The following is a 15824-nucleotide window of genomic DNA, read 5'->3' as shown; positions in this document are numbered from 1 at the left end:
TCCCATCTTAAGCCAAAAATAAGCCGTTGCCCGCCAAACTGCGTCCCAATACCGCCGGAGCGGAGAAGACCGGATGCAAACCCAGACGCGAGATATCGCCGACATGACCGCCGAAGCAGCGGACGAGCGGATTGTGTCGATCGGGATGGAGCCTGCGCCTAGCGTTCATCTGCAGGTCGACATCTTCGACAGCACGGCACCGCTTGAAGCCGAATGGCGCGCGCTGGAACAGGACCACCTCAACTCGCTGCATCAGAGCTATGACTGGTGTGCAGCATGGGCGGAGAACCTCAAACGCCCTCTCGCCATCGTCAGGGGCTCCATCGGAAATCACGTCGCCTTCATCCTGCCGCTCGAGATCATCCGCAGTCACGGGATAAGACGAGCCGAGTTCATTGGCGGCCACCACAACAATATCAATACCGGCCTGTTTTCGGCTAGGTTCCTGGTGAACGGTCCACTGACCCCCGTTCAGGTGAACGCCATTTCCGCGGCTCTGGGGGGTAAGGTGGACGTCGCTATCCTGCGCAATATCCCGCTAGAATGGCGGGGGCGCCCAAGCCCGCTCGCCTCGCTGACGACGATCGAAAACCAGAACCGTGCTTTTCAGTTGCCCTTCCTCGGCAGTTTCGAAGCAAGCCTGAAGCAGGTGAACGCCAAGCGCCGGCGCAAGAAGTTCAAGCATCAGAGCCGGCTTCTCGACGCCAAGGGCGGTTACGAATATCTGATTGCCGGTCCCGACCAGCAAGATGCGCTTCTCGATCTTTTCTTCCGACAGAAGGCGACCCGCTTCAAGGATGCCGGCTTGCCTGACGCGTTCAAGGATGCCCGGATCAAGGCTGCGCTGCACGCCATGTTACACCGACACCAAGACGATAGCATCGGCGCGACACTTCAGATGCATGCGCTCCGGCTAAAAGGCGAGCATGAGGGCCATATTCCAGCCATCGCCGCCCTCTCCCGCAAGGGGGACCATGTCATCTGCCAGTTTGCTTCCATCGACGAGGCTGTGGTTGCTGACGCAAGCCCCGGCGAATTGCTATTCTGGTTGATGATCGAGCGGCTGCATCGCGAGGGCGTGGCACTCTTCGACTTCGGCATCGGCGACCAGACCTACAAGCGTTCCTGGTGCCCAATGGAAACTGTGCAGCATGATCTTTTCCTGCCGGTCTCAGGCGTGGGACGCCTTGCGGCAATGGCGAGCCGGAGCATGACGCGTACGAAAGTGGCGATCAAGTCCAATAGAAAGCTCTATTCCCTTATCCAGCGGCTGCGGGCGAGACACGTAGCTGGCGCGCCAGCGGATGATCGCGGCGACGCAGATTGATCAGGCGGCGTCCCGGCGCGTATCCGGATCGTGCTCCTCGCGCCAGCCGGACATCAGGATGATGTGTTCGTAGCCGGCCTTTTGGAATTCCGTCATGGCTGCGATGAACTGGCTTTCATCCGGCTCCGGCATAGATAGGACGATTTCCGTCTCCTTGCTGCGCGTCAGCCGCGCGACGCCGGAGACTTCGGCCGCCCCGCACTCCACCAGAACGATGTCATAGGCCGAGTTCAGCGCGTCGAGGATGAGCGACAGACGGTCGGCACCCCGCATGGCGCGCGCAAGATCGCTCATGCCCTGGGGCACGATATGGGCGTCCGACAGGCGATCCGGATGGATCGTATCGCCAAAGGCCGCTTCGCTGCATAGCAGATCGGTTACACCGGGAAGTTCGTCGTGCTCGGCCATCAGCTTCGAGGGGCATCCTGTGCCGGTCATGTCGACCAGCACGATGCGGCAACCCGCATCGGCGATGGTCCGCGCCAGCATGACGGTTGCCGTCGAGCCATTGTCACCGGTCGGAGATATCGCGATGGCAAGTCGCGAGCCGCTGTCGATCAGATAGTCGGCGACGGATTGAATGGAGAAATCCTCCTCGTCATCCGCAGCCTCGACAGCCTGCTTCGGCTCGTGATCCGGAGCGATTGCGGTACCCAAGGTAATTGCCGCCTCCGGAGCAACTGCGGTGTTCCCAACCTGAACCGGGATCTCTTCTGCTGGGACCGAGAGCATGCTTGTGGGCGCCTCGACACTGCTTGCTCGCGTGACTGGCCGAACCGGAACTGGCGCGGGGACGGTTTGAGCACGCTTCGCTATCTCCAGCACGGCGGCATCTTCTTTGCGGGCAGAACCGACAGGTCGCAATGCGCGGCCGCTGAACAGCTCCGAAAGCATGACGACGATGGCCGTCAGGAGAAAGGTGGCAAGAGTTGCGACGACGACGATCGGGCCGACCTTCGGGAAAGAGGGATCGGCCGGCTCAACCGCCGTGGAAACGATGCGCGCATCGGCAGGGCTGGAATTCTTGTCGACGCGAGAGGCCGCCTCGCGATAACGGGCGAGATAGGTCTCGAGCAATTGCCGCTCGGCCGTAGCTTCACGTTCCAGGGCGTTGAGGCCGACTTCGCTCTCCCCTGCCCGGGCGCTGTCGGCCTTCAGCGCGTTGGATTGCGCCAGGAGCTGCTGCTCGCGCAGCTGGGCCACCTTCGCTTCATTCTCGATGCTTGCCAGAATCCTTTGCGTCTCGCGCTCGATCTGCTGACGGATATCGGCGAGCTGCGCCCGCAGGCTCTTCAGCCGCGGATGTCCATCCATCAGCGTCGTGGAGAGATCGGAGATCTGCGACTCCAGGTTCGACTGGGTCGCCTTCAGTCGCTGAATTGTCTGCGATCCCGCGACATCGGCAAGCGTATCGGTGGAGCGGCCGCTGGACAGCGCACTGCGCACCGCTTGTGCCCTCGCCTCGGCATTGGCCCTGTCGCCGCGCACCTGCGCCAGCTGCGTCGAAATGTCTGCAAGCTGCTGTGTCGCGAAATTGCTGTTCTGGCTGGTCTGCAGAAGTCCGTTGGCGGAACGATAATCGGCAACCTTCTTTTCGGCCTCGCTGACCTTGTCGCGCAGTTTGGCGATCTCCGGCTCCAGCCAGCGGGTTGCCTCGCTGTTGGAATCGAGCTTGGCTCCGCTCTGCATCGACAGGTAGACCTGCGCCATGGCATTCGGCACGCTGGCGGCAAGATCCGGATTTCGGGACGTGAAGCTGATGCCGATCACGCGCGAGCTGTTGATCTGATAGACCTGCAGGCGGCTGTTGAAGGCGTCCAGCATCCGCTCTTCCGGTGCCTTATCTGCCGCCGGCTGTCTCAGATGCAGCTTGATCAGGATATCCGAGATCGCGGAGCTATTGTTGCCGGCGGCGAATTCCGGCCGATCGTAGAGCTTCAGATTGGTAATGACCTGTTTCACCAGATCTGCCGACTGCAGGATCTGCACCTGGCTGGCAATGTTCAGCTCGTCCAGCAGAGGTCCGGCACCGGCATCATTGCCAGACGTCGTCGTTGCGAAGGCCGGCGCACGCTGCTCGATGAGGATGCGGGCTTCGCTGCGATATTCCGGCGCCATGACCTTGGCAATCGCAAATGCCGCACACGCGCCAGCCAGCGTGATGGCGATGACACGCACCCGCCGCTGCCACACAGCGCGAAAGAGCTGAGCGAGATCGATGTCCACATCCTGCTGGGTGCTGTTGACACCGGACATATGCAAAACTCCGTAATAGAAAGCCGGAATTAAGCGTAAACGACTATAGTAACCCAAGCGTTAATAGTATTTCGCCAGCATTATTTTTGATGTCGCTAATTTTTTCTCGGATTTTCATTTGCTCTTTACCGACCGTTAACCCTAACGGATCGATAACGACGACAGTGTCCTTCCCTTTCCAATGAGCGCGAAATGCCCTTCGCAAAGCCAAAGATTGTCCTTGCACTCGGCATGGCTGCCGTGAGCGCCGCGCTCGCCGGCTGCAACACCTATCAACCGGCTCCGAAGGCCTTCAATGAGGCCACGATCCAGCCCTATGCGCTTGACAGCGGCGACCGGCTGCGGGTGACCGTGTTCGACCAAGCCGGCCTGACCAACACCTATACTGTCGATCAGGCCGGCTATATCGCCTTCCCGCTGATCGGCCAGGTCGCTGCCCGCGGCCGGACCCTGCAACAGCTCTCCGGCCAGATCGCGCAGAAGCTTCGCCAGGGGTATATTCGCGATCCCGACGTCACCATCGACATCGACCGCTATCGCTCCGTCTACATCATGGGTGAAGTCGGCCAACCGGGCCAATATTCCTATGTGCCGGGCATGACCATCCAGAATGCCATCGCGGTCGCAGGCGGGTTCACCAGCCGGGCCAACCAATCCAACGCGGATGTCACCCGCAAGATCAACGGTCATGTCATGACCGGACGGGTCGGCATTTCCGATCCGGTGCTGGCGGGCGACACCATCTATGTCAGAGAGCGGTTGTTCTAACCGCGACCGCTCATGACCCGACCACTTCGAATCCTTCATTGCTTCAGGTCGCCGGTCGGCGGGGTCTTCCGCCATGTCCGGGATCTGGCGGAGGAACAGAGCAAGGCGGGGCACGAGGTCGGCATACTTTGCGACAGCTTGACGGGCGGCGAGCATGAGGATCGCCTGTTCGACGACATAGCACCCTTCCTCGCTCTCGGCATCGTTCGCCTGCCGATCCGGCGGCAAATTACCCTTACGGATGGCGCGACACTTTGGAGCAGCTACAAGGAAATCAAGAGTTTGCGGCCGGATGTGCTGCACGGGCACGGCGCCAAGGGCGGCCTGCTTGCGCGCGTTCTCGGCTCGATCCTGCGGGTCAACAGGTATCGCGTAGCCCGCCTTTACACCGCGCATGGCGGAAGCCTGCATTTTCCTCGTCACTCCTTCCAGGGCATGCTTGTCCATAGCATGGAACGGATGCTGGAATTTTTGACCGACGGGCTGATCTTTATCTGCGATTTCGAACGCCGCACCTACGAAGCAAAGATCGGCAAACCGCGCACCCGCTCGGTTATGATCTATAACGGCATCAGCGAAAGAGATTTCCGCATCATACCGACACGATCGGACTCCGTGCACTTCGTCTATATCGGCATGCTGCGGGACCTCAAAGGTCCCGATCTATTCGTTGACGCCTTTGCGAAAACGGAACGGCGGATCGGCAGGCCGCTTTCCGCTCTGATGATCGGCGACGGGCCGGACAGAGACAAATATCACCGGATGATGGTCGAGCGGGGGCTTGGTCACCGGATTGGAATGCTGCCAGCCATGCGCGTGCAGGAAGCCTTTGCGGTGTCCCAGAATGTGGTGGTTCCCTCGCGCGCCGAAGCCATGCCTTATATCGTTCTCGAAGCACTCGCAGCCGGGAAGACAGTGATTGCTTCGCGGGTCGGCGGCGTTGCGGAAGCGCTTGGCGAAAACAGTCCCGCACTCGCCAAACCGGAAGATGCCGACGACCTCTCACGCATCATGGCTGAAGCGATCACTGAACCGCTATGGGGCGCTCGCAACATGCCCGATATCGGGACAATCCGAACGATTTTTTCCGCCTCAGCCATGGCACGGGATACTTTGCACCTGTATCAAAATATACTTGGTCTGGATAGCGACGGTTAGAATACAGCCAAGTGTTGTAAGTGTTTCTTAGCTGATATCTGGTAGGCCTTGTCCGATAACGATCGGATAAGCTGTCATGAACACTACCGAAAAGTCCGAGCAGCTCAGCTTGGACAATCTTCGCAAGCAGGTTTCGGAAATCCGCACGCGCGGTGCCGGCGAGACGCCGGGCGACCGTTCCGGCGGCATGAACACCTATGCGCGGCAGATCGCAGAACAGTTTCGCGAAACCAACCAGTCTCCGTCCATCATCGTCGGACAGTACCGGTTGTTCGAATTTCTATCGCTGCTCGCATTCGGGCTTGCAATTCTCCTTTTCGGCACATCGGACAATTATCCCTTCCTGTCGAAGGGCGTGGTGACGCTCGCACTCTGCGGCCTCGCCATTGCCTTCCTGCAGATTGCGGATGCCTATCAGATCCCGGTCCTGCGCTCGCCTCACCATTACCTGCACAGGATTCTCGGGGCTTGGGCGGCCGCCTTCGCGGTCATGGTCATCGCCCTGCTCCCGTTCGACATTAATAATATCTATTCTCTCCCCCTCCTCGGCCTCTGGTTCGCAGCCGGCGCAGGCTTCCTTCTCGTGGCACGCCTGCTTTTTGCCTATGGCATTCGCCACTGGGCCCGCAACGGCGTCATGGAGCGGCGCGCCGTCATCGTCGGTGGCGGCGAACCGGCAAAGGAACTCATTCGCGCCCTCGAACATCAGCCTGACAACGATATCCGGATCTGCGGCATCTTTGACGATCGCGGCGAAAAGCGTTCTCCCATTATGGTGGCCGGCTATCCAAAACTCGGCACGGTAGCGGAATTGGTCGAGTTCGCGCGGCTCGTGCGCATCGACATGCTGATCATCGCGCTGCCAATCAGCGCCGAAGACCGCATTCTGCAATTGTTGAAAATGCTTTGGGTACTGCCCGTCGACATCAGACTGGCGGCGCATGCCAACAAGCTGCGCTTCCGCCCCCGCGCCTATTCGCATGTCGGCGCCGTGCCGATGCTCGACATCTTCAACAAGCCGATCCGGGACTGGGATGGCGTTGCCAAGCGCATCTTCGACATCTTCTTCAGCGTGGTCGCGCTCGCCCTTGTCTGGCCGATCATGCTGGGGGCTGCGGTTGCCGTGAAGGCGACCTCGAGGGGACCGGTGTTCTTCATGCAGAAGCGCCACGGCTTCAACAACGAGATCATCAACGTGTTCAAGTTCCGCTCGATGTACACGCATATGAGCGATCCGTCGGCTCGCAATGCCGTGACCAAGAACGACCCGCGCGTGACCCCCGTCGGCCGCTTCATCCGCAAGACGTCGATCGACGAGTTGCCGCAGCTCTTCAACGTGCTGCTCGGAAGCCTCTCGCTCGTCGGCCCGCGGCCGCATGCCGTGCTTGCCGCCAGCCATAACCGCACCTATGCCGACGTGGTCGAAGGTTACTTCGCGCGCCATCGCGTAAAGCCGGGCGTGACCGGCTGGGCACAGATCAACGGCTGGCGTGGCGAGATCGACAGCGACGACAAGATCAAGTTCCGTACGGCCTACGATCTCTATTATATCGAGAACTGGTCGCTGCTGTTCGATCTGAAAATCCTGTTCCTGACGCCATTCCGTCTGCTCAATACGGAAAATGCATATTGAGCGCGATCGACCTGCCATCACCCCGCGTCGCGCAGCCGCAGCTTGTTGCGTTGCGGCTGATCGGTACGGCTAGCGTTGCTGTGGGCGTATTCCTGTCGGGCTTCGTCATCGCGGAGCCCGCACCCTACGAGCTGTGGCTCGCCTTTTTGATCGGCACATGGTTCATTCTCGGGCTGAAAATCTCGCGCAGCGTCGCGCCGCTTCTGGCCTTGTTCCTGACGTTCAATGTCGGCGGGATGCTCTCGATCACGCAGATGCACGACCTCGCCGCCGGTAACCATCTCGGTGGCCCCATCTACATTGCCGTTTCCACCTTCCTCGCGTTGAGCTCAATCTTTTACGCGGCCATCATCGAAGATAGCGAAAGGCGGCTGAAGCTGATTTTCAATACGTGGGTGGTGGCGGCGCTGATCACTGCCAGCCTCGGTATCCTCGGCTATTTTCATGCCGTTCCGGGCTTCGACATCTTCACCCTCTATGATCGTGCCAAGGGCGCCTTCCAGGATCCGAATGTCTTTGGGCCCTATCTGGCAGCGCCCAGTCTTTATCTGGTCCACGGCCTTTTGATCGGCGATCTGAAAAAGGCTCCCATCAAGGCGGCCTGCCTTCTCGTCCTGGCCTTCGGCATCTTCCTGTCCTTCTCGCGCGCAGCCTGGGCTCTGTTTGCCTTCTCCTCGGTAATGCTGATCTTCTGCATGCTGTTGAAGCACCGCAGCAACAAGTTCCGGCTGCGCATCCTGGTGATGTCGCTGACGGCGATCATCCTCATGGTCGTCCTGCTCGTCATTGCGCTGCAGTTTCCGCAGGTCAGCGACCTGTTTTCCACGCGCCTGCAGCTGGTGCAGGAATATGACGGCGGACATCTCGGCCGCTTCGAGCGCCATAGTCTGGGCTTCTCTCTGTCGATGGAGCGGCCGTTCGGCATAGGGCCGCTGGTTTTCGGCCAGATGTTCGAAGAAGACGAGCACAATACTTGGCTAAAGACGCTGACGACCTATGGCTGGCTCGGCTTCTTCTGCTGGGTCAGCATGATCTGCTGGACCATCTATATCGGCTTCCGCAACCTGCTGAGGGAGCGTCCCTGGCAGCCCTACCTGATGATCGCCTGGATCGTCATTCTCGGCCATGTCGGCATCGGCAACGTCATCGATACCGACCATTGGCGCCATCTTTACATGCTGATCGGCATCGTCTGGGGCTGCGGCGCCCTGGAGCAGAAATATCAGCGTGACTTGAGCAGAAGGGAAGCTGCGCGATGAACATTCGCACCAACGTCAAACGCCTGTCGTTGCTGCAGGTTCTCGAACCGAGCGGCGGCGGCTCCGGGCGACATTTTCTCGATCTGTGCCGGGCCATGCAGCATCGCGGCCATTTCGTGACCGCCATCTATTCCCCGGTGCGCGCCGAGCCCGCCTTCGTCACCGAACTGGAAAATATGGGCCTGGACAATGTCATTCCGCTTGCCATGCGGCGCGCTCCCGGCCTCTGGGATCTGACGGCATGGTGGCAGCTCCGCAAGCTCGCCGCCATTCACGGGCCGTTCGATCTGATCCACGGTCACAGCTCCAAGGCCGGCGCTCTCACGCGCTTGCGGCTGCCGGGGCGGCATGTGCCTGTTCTTTACACACCGCATGCCTTTCGCACCATGGACCCGACGCTGGGTTCGAAAGGCCGCCTGATCTATGGCAGCATCGAGCGTCTTCTCGGGGCTTTTTTGACGGATCGGCTAATCTGCGTTTCCCAGGACGAATATGATCATGCCCTGTCGCTCGGCATCCCGGAGAAACGTCTGCGCGTCGTCGTCAACGGCGTAAATGCGCGGCCCATCAGCCAGCGGACGGCCATCCGCAGACGCTATGGCATTCCACAGGACGCCCTGCTCTTCGGCTTTGTCGGGCGGATGACGCGACAGAAGGCGCCGGAGCGCCTAGTCGAAGCTTTTGCGCGGATAGCACCCCACTTGCCGCAAGCGCATCTGCTGATGATCGGGATCGGCGAGCTCGCCGATGCAACAAGAGAGATGATCAGGGCAGCCAGGCTTGAAGATCGCGCCCGCATCGATGGCAGCGTGCGTGGTGTGACCGCCATAGACGCCGTCGATGTCGTCGTCATGCCCAGCCGCTACGAAGCTATGTCCTATGTGATGCTGGAAGCGGCTGCCGCAGGCAAGCCGCTGCTGCTCGCCGATGTCGGGGGCGCGCGTACGGTGCTGGAACATGGCAGAAACGGTTATATCGTGCCAAACAGCGATGATCCTGAAGCATTGGCGGCGGCGATGGCGAGACTTGCTGACCCGGCACGGCTTGCAAGTTTCACCGCTGAAGCTCGTCGCCGCAAGGATGGCTATACGCTTGCCGGCATGGCCCATGCGACCGAGAAGATCTATTACGACCTGCTCGGTCAACCCTTCCCCGCCCCGCTGGAACTGGCGAGCTCCCACTTTAGCGATACAATCAAAGGCCGGAAGAAAAGCGCGTCGGCCCTCTAAACTCGCATCGGATTTTCGTGCGAAATCGGTTCCGCTTTTCGAGCCGATGCGATAGACTTAACTCATGATTACTTCAGCACAATTGCGCGGCGCGCGCGCCATGCTCGGACTGACGGTCGAGACGCTTGCCAGCGAGAGCAAACTGCCGGCTTCGACGATCGAAGCCTTGGAAACAGAGGGCAGTTCGGCGGACATGAGAGCGCTTGCGGCAATCCGCTCCGTCCTTGAGAACCATGGCGTGATTTTCCTCGCTGGTGGCAGCGACGGCCCGGGCGGCCCCGGCATTCGCTTCAAGCACTGGTCCGACGATGATGGCATTCGGCCTGAGAACCTGAATGCCACCAATGACGATTGAGGGCTGAGGCAGGTTGCGACCTCCAGAGCGGATCAGCTTTCCATGCAGGCTCCGAACCGCTTGACCTCTTTGTTCTAGCATTCCGGACGTAGGACAGCTGCACGATTTCGCTTATCTGCCTCAGGCTCCAAGCTTCCAGCTTTTGACAAGCTCTTCAGGCGCCGACAGCGCAGCCGGCAAGATGTAGCGTTCAGTATCGTTGGCCGGCTCCCAACCTTCAACGATCGAGCCGACGGGCAGGCCATGCCCGAAGTCGGTCAGCGTCACCAGTTCCAAAATCAGATGACCGTAGTCGTCGCGCCACTCGCGCCGCTCGCCGCCCTCGAACAGACGCAGCCGACCCTTGGTGCGTGGACGCTCACGAGCGGCCAGCCATTGTGAAACGGAGGCTTCCGCATTGGCGAAGGACACCACTTCATCGGCATCGCCATGCCAAATGGAAACGACCGGAAAGCGACCGGCATCGGGCGACATTTCGCTCACAAGCTCGCCCCATTTTTCGGCCGGGCGGCTTGAGCCGCGCCTCATGACATCAAGCGCCGACATGGCGTCCCGGGCAGCACCGAAAGGCAGACCGCCGATGATAGCGCCCGCGGCAAACAGCTCCGGATAGGTCGCGAGCAATGCGGCGGCCATAGCACCCCCAGCCGAGAGGCCCATGACAAAAACCCTGCTGTCGTCGATCGCATGCAGACGGCGGCTGAAATCGATCATTTCTTTGATAGAGCCGAGTTCACCGCGATCGCGCGTGACCAGACTCGGGCGAAACCAGTTGAAACAGAGATTGGGATTGTTCGAAGCCTTTTGCTCCGCATAAAGCACGGCAAATCCATGCTGACGGGCAAGTGCCGTCCAGCCGCTCGCGCGATCGAAATCCTCTGCATTCTGATGGCAGCCATGCAGAACAACAACGAGCGGCATCGGCCCCTTCACACCAGGCGGCACATATTCGAGCATGCGCAGATTGCCAGGATTGCGGCCGAACCACAAAACTTCGGTCAGCCGCTGGGCAGAAGGACGCGTGGAAACACGACGGCGTGCCGGCTGAGATTGCGGCTGCGTCATCGGAAACTTAAGCCGCGGCAGCTCAGCGGAATCGACAAGCAGGCGGCGAAGCCGGCTCGGAACTTTAAAATTCATCATGGACCTTTCCATCCACGTCAGCCGCGATCGGTATTATCCCGCTGCCGGCTGACGCGCACTGTTCCTTTCGAGAATCAGTGATATCGAGAAATCGAATCTCTTTGTGCAATGCAGCAAATATAAGGAACCTTGTCCGATTAGAACAGGCACAATGCATCATTGCAGCTATGTGAAATCAGCTTAAATCGATTAGATTTTCGGCCACAAAAAACCGAAGCTGTGTCAGAAATAAGCCCGCGCAAGGGCGAGCAGCTTTGCGTCATCCTTCACGCCCTGGCGATAGAGCTGGATGATCAGCGCGCCGAGGCGCTCTGCCTCAAGGCTGCGAGGGTTCATGCCGCGGTCCTTGCAGACGGTATCCAATACCTTCTCGAGACGGTCCAGATCGTCTGAAAACAGCGGCAGATCTCGTGGATGTATAGGTGTGTCCAGCATTTGCGCGTCTCGTTGTCCGTTCGGGCAGAAGCACGCAGTACTTCGCCGGCACCCGTTTTATTTCCGACGATAAGACTGGACTATGCGCCTTGCATATTGGGTTGGCAAGGAAGCATTTCGGCGCGAAGTATTTCTGATTCGCAAATTTTACGGAAAATCGAACGAAGGTACAATTTTAAGTTATGGTATCACCGAGCCTTTATCTGCTTATGCGACAAGCGGAAAACGGAGGCACAATGATGACCAAATTTCTGATTCGGACCGCTCTCGGCGTGACGCTGGCAACGATGGCCCTGCCCGCCGTCGCACAGAACTTCTCGAACCTTCCGCTACGCAATCCTCGCCAGCCGCCCGAAGGATATATTTCCGTTCAATCCGGAATATCGATTTCCTATCCGGTGGCGGATGGAGACAGCGAGGAGCAGCAGGAGAAGGCCTTGAAATCCTTCTACAAGATTGCCGCCGGCAGCTGCGCCACTCTACTCGATACCATTGCGGATGCCTGCGAGATCAGTGCTCTGTCGAGCAATAGCGCGGTCAACAATCTCGACAATCGCGGCACGAGACTTTCCATCAACGGACAGGTGACGATGTCGGTGAAACTGAAGGCGCCGACAGCGGCCGCGAAGTAGCCTTGCCCATCACAGTTCACGATCTCCGCCAAAGCCAACGGATCGGTAAGAAATGGCGGCGATAATCCCCCTCGCAATTGAGGGACGATACCATGGCGAAAGCGAAACGACGCACGCGACGCAAGCCGCAGTCCAAGGCGGGCAATTCGATGTGGCTATGGGGCGTTGTCGGCCTGGCAACGGTAGCCGGCCTCTACGCCTATCAGCATCGCAAGGATATGCCGTCGATGCTGGCGCATGCCGGAGCAGTTGCCGGCATGCCTCATATGGCTAGGGACGCGCCGGTGCCGGCAGCGAAGCCGCAGATAAAGACGGCGGCGATCACACCCGAGCCTCGCGCCGAAGCTTCCCTGCCAGTGCCGCCCGCCGCCATTCCGGTGGCGATGCCGGTCAACAAGATACCGGTCGAACGGCCCATACCCAGCTTGCGGGCTCAGTCCGGCGGCCGCTTCGTGCTTTGCGGCGCCGGCTCCGGGACCAATTGCGTCGTTGACGGCAATACTTTCTGGCAGGACGGCATCAGAATCCAGCTGGCCGATATTGACGTCCCGGATGCCGGTACCGCACGCTGCCCCAGCGAAAAGCAGCGAGGCGTGGCCGCAAAGCTTCGCCTGCAGGCCATTCTCAACGATGGAAACTTCGTGCTTTCCGGCAGCAACCGCCGCGACGACCCGAATGGCGGCAAGCTGCGCATTGCCATGCGCGCGGGGCGCTCGCTCGGGGACCAGATGGTGTCGGAAGGCCTCGCACGCCGCTGGACCGGCCAGGCGACATCCTGGTGTAGCTGATTTTCAAAAATTCGATTGGGAGTTCAAGGAGATAAATGGTCGGGGCGACTGGACTCGAACCAGCGACCCCTTGACCCCCAGTCAAGTGCGCTACCGGGCTGCGCTACGCCCCGACCTGCCGAAACGGCTTGTTTCGTTTAGAGTTTAGCGTTTGCCGACGCAAGCGAAAAGTAGCAGCCTGCTCAGAAAAAGTTGCCGTTCAGCGGCACAGCCGCCTCGGCCCATGGCCCAGCTGATAAGTGTTATCCGAGGCGCGATAGGAGCGGTAGCGGCTTGCGCAGTCACGCGCATGGCTTCCGTAATAGCTCTGCGAGCCCTGGTTGTTAAACAGAGTGCCGGTCACGAAAGATTTGAAAAGCACGCCGCTGTCCGAATCGTCGTCATAATAGCTGTCCGAGCCGTGTAGCCGGTGGCCGCTGCCCCAACGATTATGGTGGTGGTGATGCCCATGACCGTGGCCGTGATCGCGAATCTGGATGATCTCAGGCTGTTCGGTTGCAGGAACGGTCAGGGCCGGCATGGTGATGGCATTCGCCGGCATGACGGCGCCGGTCGCCAGCAAAAGAGCAAAGCCAGCGGAAGTTATCGATCTGGCAATCGTAAACATATGCGACTCCTTCGAAATCCGGCGGCGCTGCGAAGTAAATCTGCATGCAAACCTTGCTGCCGAGCACGCCGTCATTATGTCTATATAGTGATTTGAAGCCACACTCATAGATGCCCTTCCGCCTTTATTGAGCGACGAATTGCTCAGAGCGGAAGCCCGCGGAAAGTCAAGGCAATGAAGTCCCTCTTAGCTCTCGTCCTATGCGCACCGCTGCTTGCCGCGTGCAACACAACGGAAACGGTGCAGCCCATTCCAGGCAGCATTACCTACGGCGGTCAGCCGCATATGAAGCTGACGCTTTCACCCCCCGGCTCGCAATTCCAGCATCATTTCACCAACCAGTGGGGCCAGGATGTGCTCGAAACCTACATCGTCCAGCCGGACCGAAGCGTGAAGCTCGTCAACCGCCAGGAAATGAGCCCGCCAGACTAACAACCCGCTATGACCCGGACGTGAAAACTCCGTCAGCGCGAGCCGACGGAGCATGGCATGGCGCGGATAAGGATCACACCTACCAGCAGCGATAGCAGCGGCGATAATAAGGACGGCCGTAATAGCCGCGATGATGATTATCGCTGACGGCGGCACCGACGAGGACGCCACCGATGATACCGGCGGCAGCCAAAGCGGCGGCCTGGTTTTCAGCCTGTTGTGCCTGGGCGCGATTGGATTGATAGGTCGCGCCGACGCAGCGATTGTAACGCTGCGTTCCCGGACGGAACCCTTGCGACTGGCATGTCATTTCCGCATTCGTCGCCGATTCCTGCGGTGTCTGACAGCTCGATAGAATGGTCGATATAGCGACGAGGCTCGCCGCCATTGTGGCACGTATGCGCATGTTCCCTCCGGCAATTTTAGATACAACCCAGGGAAAGTGGAATACAGCCAAAGGTAAGCTTTAGCAAGCCAACCTTACCAAGCAAAACGCGAAAATCGGCCAAATTATGGCAAAACTGTGCACAGAGATCGCATCGTGCTTAACAGCCGGATAGCGCGTTAGCACAAAATGAAAAGGCCTCGCCGGATGACGAGGCCCATATCCGATTAGCAGGCCCGCAGACTATCCAGGCCGGGGAACGTTTTCGATCAGAAGTTCCGCTCGAAACGAAGGATGCCGGCGACCGTGTCATCCTTGATGTAGTCGTAATGCACATAGGTGAGTTCCGGCTCGACCAGGAAATCTTTCACCGGATAGATCTTGAGGTTCGTGGTCGCCTCGAACATCTTGGACTCGGTATAGGCAAGCTGGAGGTTCCACTTCAGCTTGTCGTTGACCGGAACGCCGACGCCGCCCCAGACAGCCCAGTCACCCCAGCCACATTTGGCAGCATTGACGGTGCCGTTCGATTTCGTGCAGGCCGAGATATCCTGGTTGGTGCCGGCATATTTGTTCAGCTTGTCGCCGTCCGTATTCCAGCCCCCCATCAAGAAGGCTTCCACGCCACCAAATTTGGCGTCAAGACGAGCCTTGATGGCACCTTCCTCGACGATGGAGTCATAGCCGCCGACGACCTTGATGCCCCAGTTAGCCGTCTTGTAGCCAAGACCGGCAACGACGTCGGGAGCATAGTGGTTGGATTTGTCATCCGTCCACCAGCCGGCACCGTAAGAGGCCTCACCGTCGGAGGTGGAATTGGAATCTTCCAGGGAGATCACAGCCGAGAAACCATTGTCTGGCTCGTATTTATAAGTCAACTGATTGAGCTCGTACGGGCCGTCGTAAATCACGTCGTCGTTGATGACGTCGCCGGCATAGCCCACGTAAAGATTGTATTGAGAGTCGAGCTTACCGACCGTGAAGCCACCGAGGCTGATATTGGCGAACAGCAACTTGGAGGAGGTCGCGCCTCCATCGTTCCACTCCCAGCGGAAAATGGTGTTGGTCTTCAGCGGCCCGTATTCGGTGTCGGTCGCCGTATCGACATTGAGTTCGACACGCTCGTGCCAGAGGGTGCCGACCCTGCTGCGCGGATTATAGGCGTCATACCACTCGCCTTCGGTGCGAACCTTTCCGCCGATCTTCAGGCAGGTTTCGGTGCCGGGAATATAGAAATAGCCTGTGCCGTATCCATCGCAGATGCGGACATATTCAAGCGGTTCGGGTTGTGCGGCGACAATGGCGTCTGCGGCATGGCCAGCGCCTGCTGCAGCGACAGCAGCGGCGGAGCCAAGAAGAAGGCTCTTGATGTTCATGATATCTCCATTCGACTATTCGTCAGAGATGGAGTCTCCCG

General features: G+C 59.3%; 16 protein-coding genes and 1 tRNA gene. 10 read left to right on the top strand and 7 right to left on the bottom strand.

The annotated features are described in order from the left end of the window. Window positions 1-73 precede the first annotated feature (73 nt). Window positions 74-1327: a GNAT family N-acetyltransferase gene (locus RTCIAT899_RS06575; RefSeq protein ID WP_015339456.1), complete on the top strand. Its 1254-nt coding sequence runs from the start codon at window positions 74-76 to the stop codon at window positions 1325-1327. Here RTCIAT899_RS06575 and RTCIAT899_RS06570 read toward each other — a convergent pair whose 3' ends face one another. Then, window positions 1328-3583, bottom strand: a complete 2256-nt coding sequence (locus tag RTCIAT899_RS06570; RefSeq protein ID WP_015339455.1) for a GumC family protein — start codon at window positions 3581-3583, stop codon at window positions 1328-1330. It abuts the gene before it with no gap. 192 nt (window positions 3584-3775) lie between these two features. On the opposite strand from RTCIAT899_RS06570, the gene RTCIAT899_RS06565 reads away from it, so the two are divergent. The 6 genes from RTCIAT899_RS06565 (at window position 3776) to RTCIAT899_RS06540 (ending at window position 9985) form a co-directional block, all read left to right on the top strand. Continuing rightward, window positions 3776-4351: a polysaccharide biosynthesis/export family protein gene (locus RTCIAT899_RS06565; protein WP_015339454.1), complete on the top strand. Its 576-nt coding sequence runs from the start codon at window positions 3776-3778 to the stop codon at window positions 4349-4351. Window positions 4352-4363: 12 nt separating this feature from the next. Then, window positions 4364-5509, top strand: a complete 1146-nt coding sequence (locus RTCIAT899_RS06560; protein WP_015339453.1) for a glycosyltransferase family 4 protein — start codon at window positions 4364-4366, stop codon at window positions 5507-5509. Between the two features lie 76 nt (window positions 5510-5585). Beyond that, window positions 5586-7142 carry an undecaprenyl-phosphate glucose phosphotransferase gene (locus RTCIAT899_RS06555; protein WP_015339452.1) on the top strand — a complete coding sequence of 519 codons (1557 nt, stop codon included), beginning with the start codon at window positions 5586-5588 and terminating at the stop codon, window positions 7140-7142. Further along, window positions 7139-8401, top strand: coding sequence for an O-antigen ligase family protein (locus tag RTCIAT899_RS06550; RefSeq protein WP_015339451.1), 1263 nt, complete (start codon window positions 7139-7141; stop codon window positions 8399-8401). Before RTCIAT899_RS06555 ends, RTCIAT899_RS06550 begins: the two co-directional genes overlap by 4 nt. After that, window positions 8398-9630, top strand: a complete 1233-nt coding sequence (locus RTCIAT899_RS06545; RefSeq protein WP_015339450.1) for a glycosyltransferase — start codon at window positions 8398-8400, stop codon at window positions 9628-9630. The genes RTCIAT899_RS06550 and RTCIAT899_RS06545 overlap by 4 nt, the downstream gene beginning before the upstream one ends. A 64-nt stretch (window positions 9631-9694) precedes the next feature. Beyond that, complete coding sequence (locus tag RTCIAT899_RS06540) at window positions 9695-9985, top strand: helix-turn-helix domain-containing protein (protein ID WP_015339449.1); 291 nt, start codon at window positions 9695-9697, stop codon at window positions 9983-9985. Between the two features lie 120 nt (window positions 9986-10105). Here RTCIAT899_RS06540 and RTCIAT899_RS06535 read toward each other — a convergent pair whose 3' ends face one another. Both RTCIAT899_RS06535 and RTCIAT899_RS06530 read right to left on the bottom strand, forming a co-directional pair. Beyond that, a complete protein-coding gene (locus tag RTCIAT899_RS06535) occupies window positions 10106-11128 on the bottom strand; it encodes an extracellular catalytic domain type 1 short-chain-length polyhydroxyalkanoate depolymerase (protein ID WP_015339448.1) in 1023 nt (340 codons plus the stop codon). Between the two features lie 222 nt (window positions 11129-11350). Then, window positions 11351-11563: a hypothetical protein gene (locus tag RTCIAT899_RS06530; RefSeq protein ID WP_015339447.1), complete on the bottom strand. Its 213-nt coding sequence runs from the start codon at window positions 11561-11563 to the stop codon at window positions 11351-11353. 239 nt (window positions 11564-11802) lie between these two features. Between RTCIAT899_RS06530 and RTCIAT899_RS06525 the strand changes: the two genes are divergently transcribed. Both RTCIAT899_RS06525 and RTCIAT899_RS06520 read left to right on the top strand, forming a co-directional pair. Continuing rightward, complete coding sequence (locus RTCIAT899_RS06525) at window positions 11803-12195, top strand: hypothetical protein (RefSeq protein WP_135488160.1); 393 nt, start codon at window positions 11803-11805, stop codon at window positions 12193-12195. A 92-nt stretch (window positions 12196-12287) separates the two neighbouring features. Continuing rightward, window positions 12288-12983 carry a thermonuclease family protein gene (locus tag RTCIAT899_RS06520; RefSeq protein WP_015339445.1) on the top strand — a complete coding sequence of 232 codons (696 nt, stop codon included), beginning with the start codon at window positions 12288-12290 and terminating at the stop codon, window positions 12981-12983. Window positions 12984-13019: 36 nt separating this feature from the next. Here the strand turns inward: RTCIAT899_RS06520 and RTCIAT899_RS06515 are convergent. Beyond that, window positions 13020-13096 (bottom strand) — tRNA-Pro (locus RTCIAT899_RS06515). Window positions 13097-13182: 86 nt separating this feature from the next. After that, window positions 13183-13590, bottom strand: a complete 408-nt coding sequence (locus RTCIAT899_RS06510) for a BA14K family protein (protein WP_015339444.1) — start codon at window positions 13588-13590, stop codon at window positions 13183-13185. 174 nt (window positions 13591-13764) lie between these two features. Between RTCIAT899_RS06510 and RTCIAT899_RS06505 the strand changes: the two genes are divergently transcribed. Continuing rightward, window positions 13765-14022: a hypothetical protein gene (locus RTCIAT899_RS06505; RefSeq protein WP_015339443.1), complete on the top strand. Its 258-nt coding sequence runs from the start codon at window positions 13765-13767 to the stop codon at window positions 14020-14022. A 79-nt stretch (window positions 14023-14101) separates the two neighbouring features. On the opposite strand, the gene RTCIAT899_RS06500 is transcribed toward RTCIAT899_RS06505, so the two are convergent. Together RTCIAT899_RS06500 and RTCIAT899_RS06495 are read right to left on the bottom strand one after the other, a co-directional pair. Beyond that, the gene (locus RTCIAT899_RS06500) at window positions 14102-14428 is read right to left on the bottom strand and encodes a hypothetical protein (RefSeq protein WP_015339442.1); all 327 of its coding nucleotides are present in this window, start codon (window positions 14426-14428) and stop codon (window positions 14102-14104) included. 248 nt (window positions 14429-14676) lie between these two features. Beyond that, window positions 14677-15783, bottom strand: coding sequence for a porin (locus RTCIAT899_RS06495; protein ID WP_015339441.1), 1107 nt, complete (start codon window positions 15781-15783; stop codon window positions 14677-14679). Window positions 15784-15824: the final 41 nt, after the last annotated feature.

The sequence above is a fragment of the Rhizobium tropici CIAT 899 genome, assembly GCF_000330885.1.
In the GTDB taxonomy this organism is placed as follows: domain Bacteria; phylum Pseudomonadota; class Alphaproteobacteria; order Rhizobiales; family Rhizobiaceae; genus Rhizobium; species Rhizobium tropici.
This window is presented reverse-complemented; position numbering and strand designations above follow the sequence as displayed.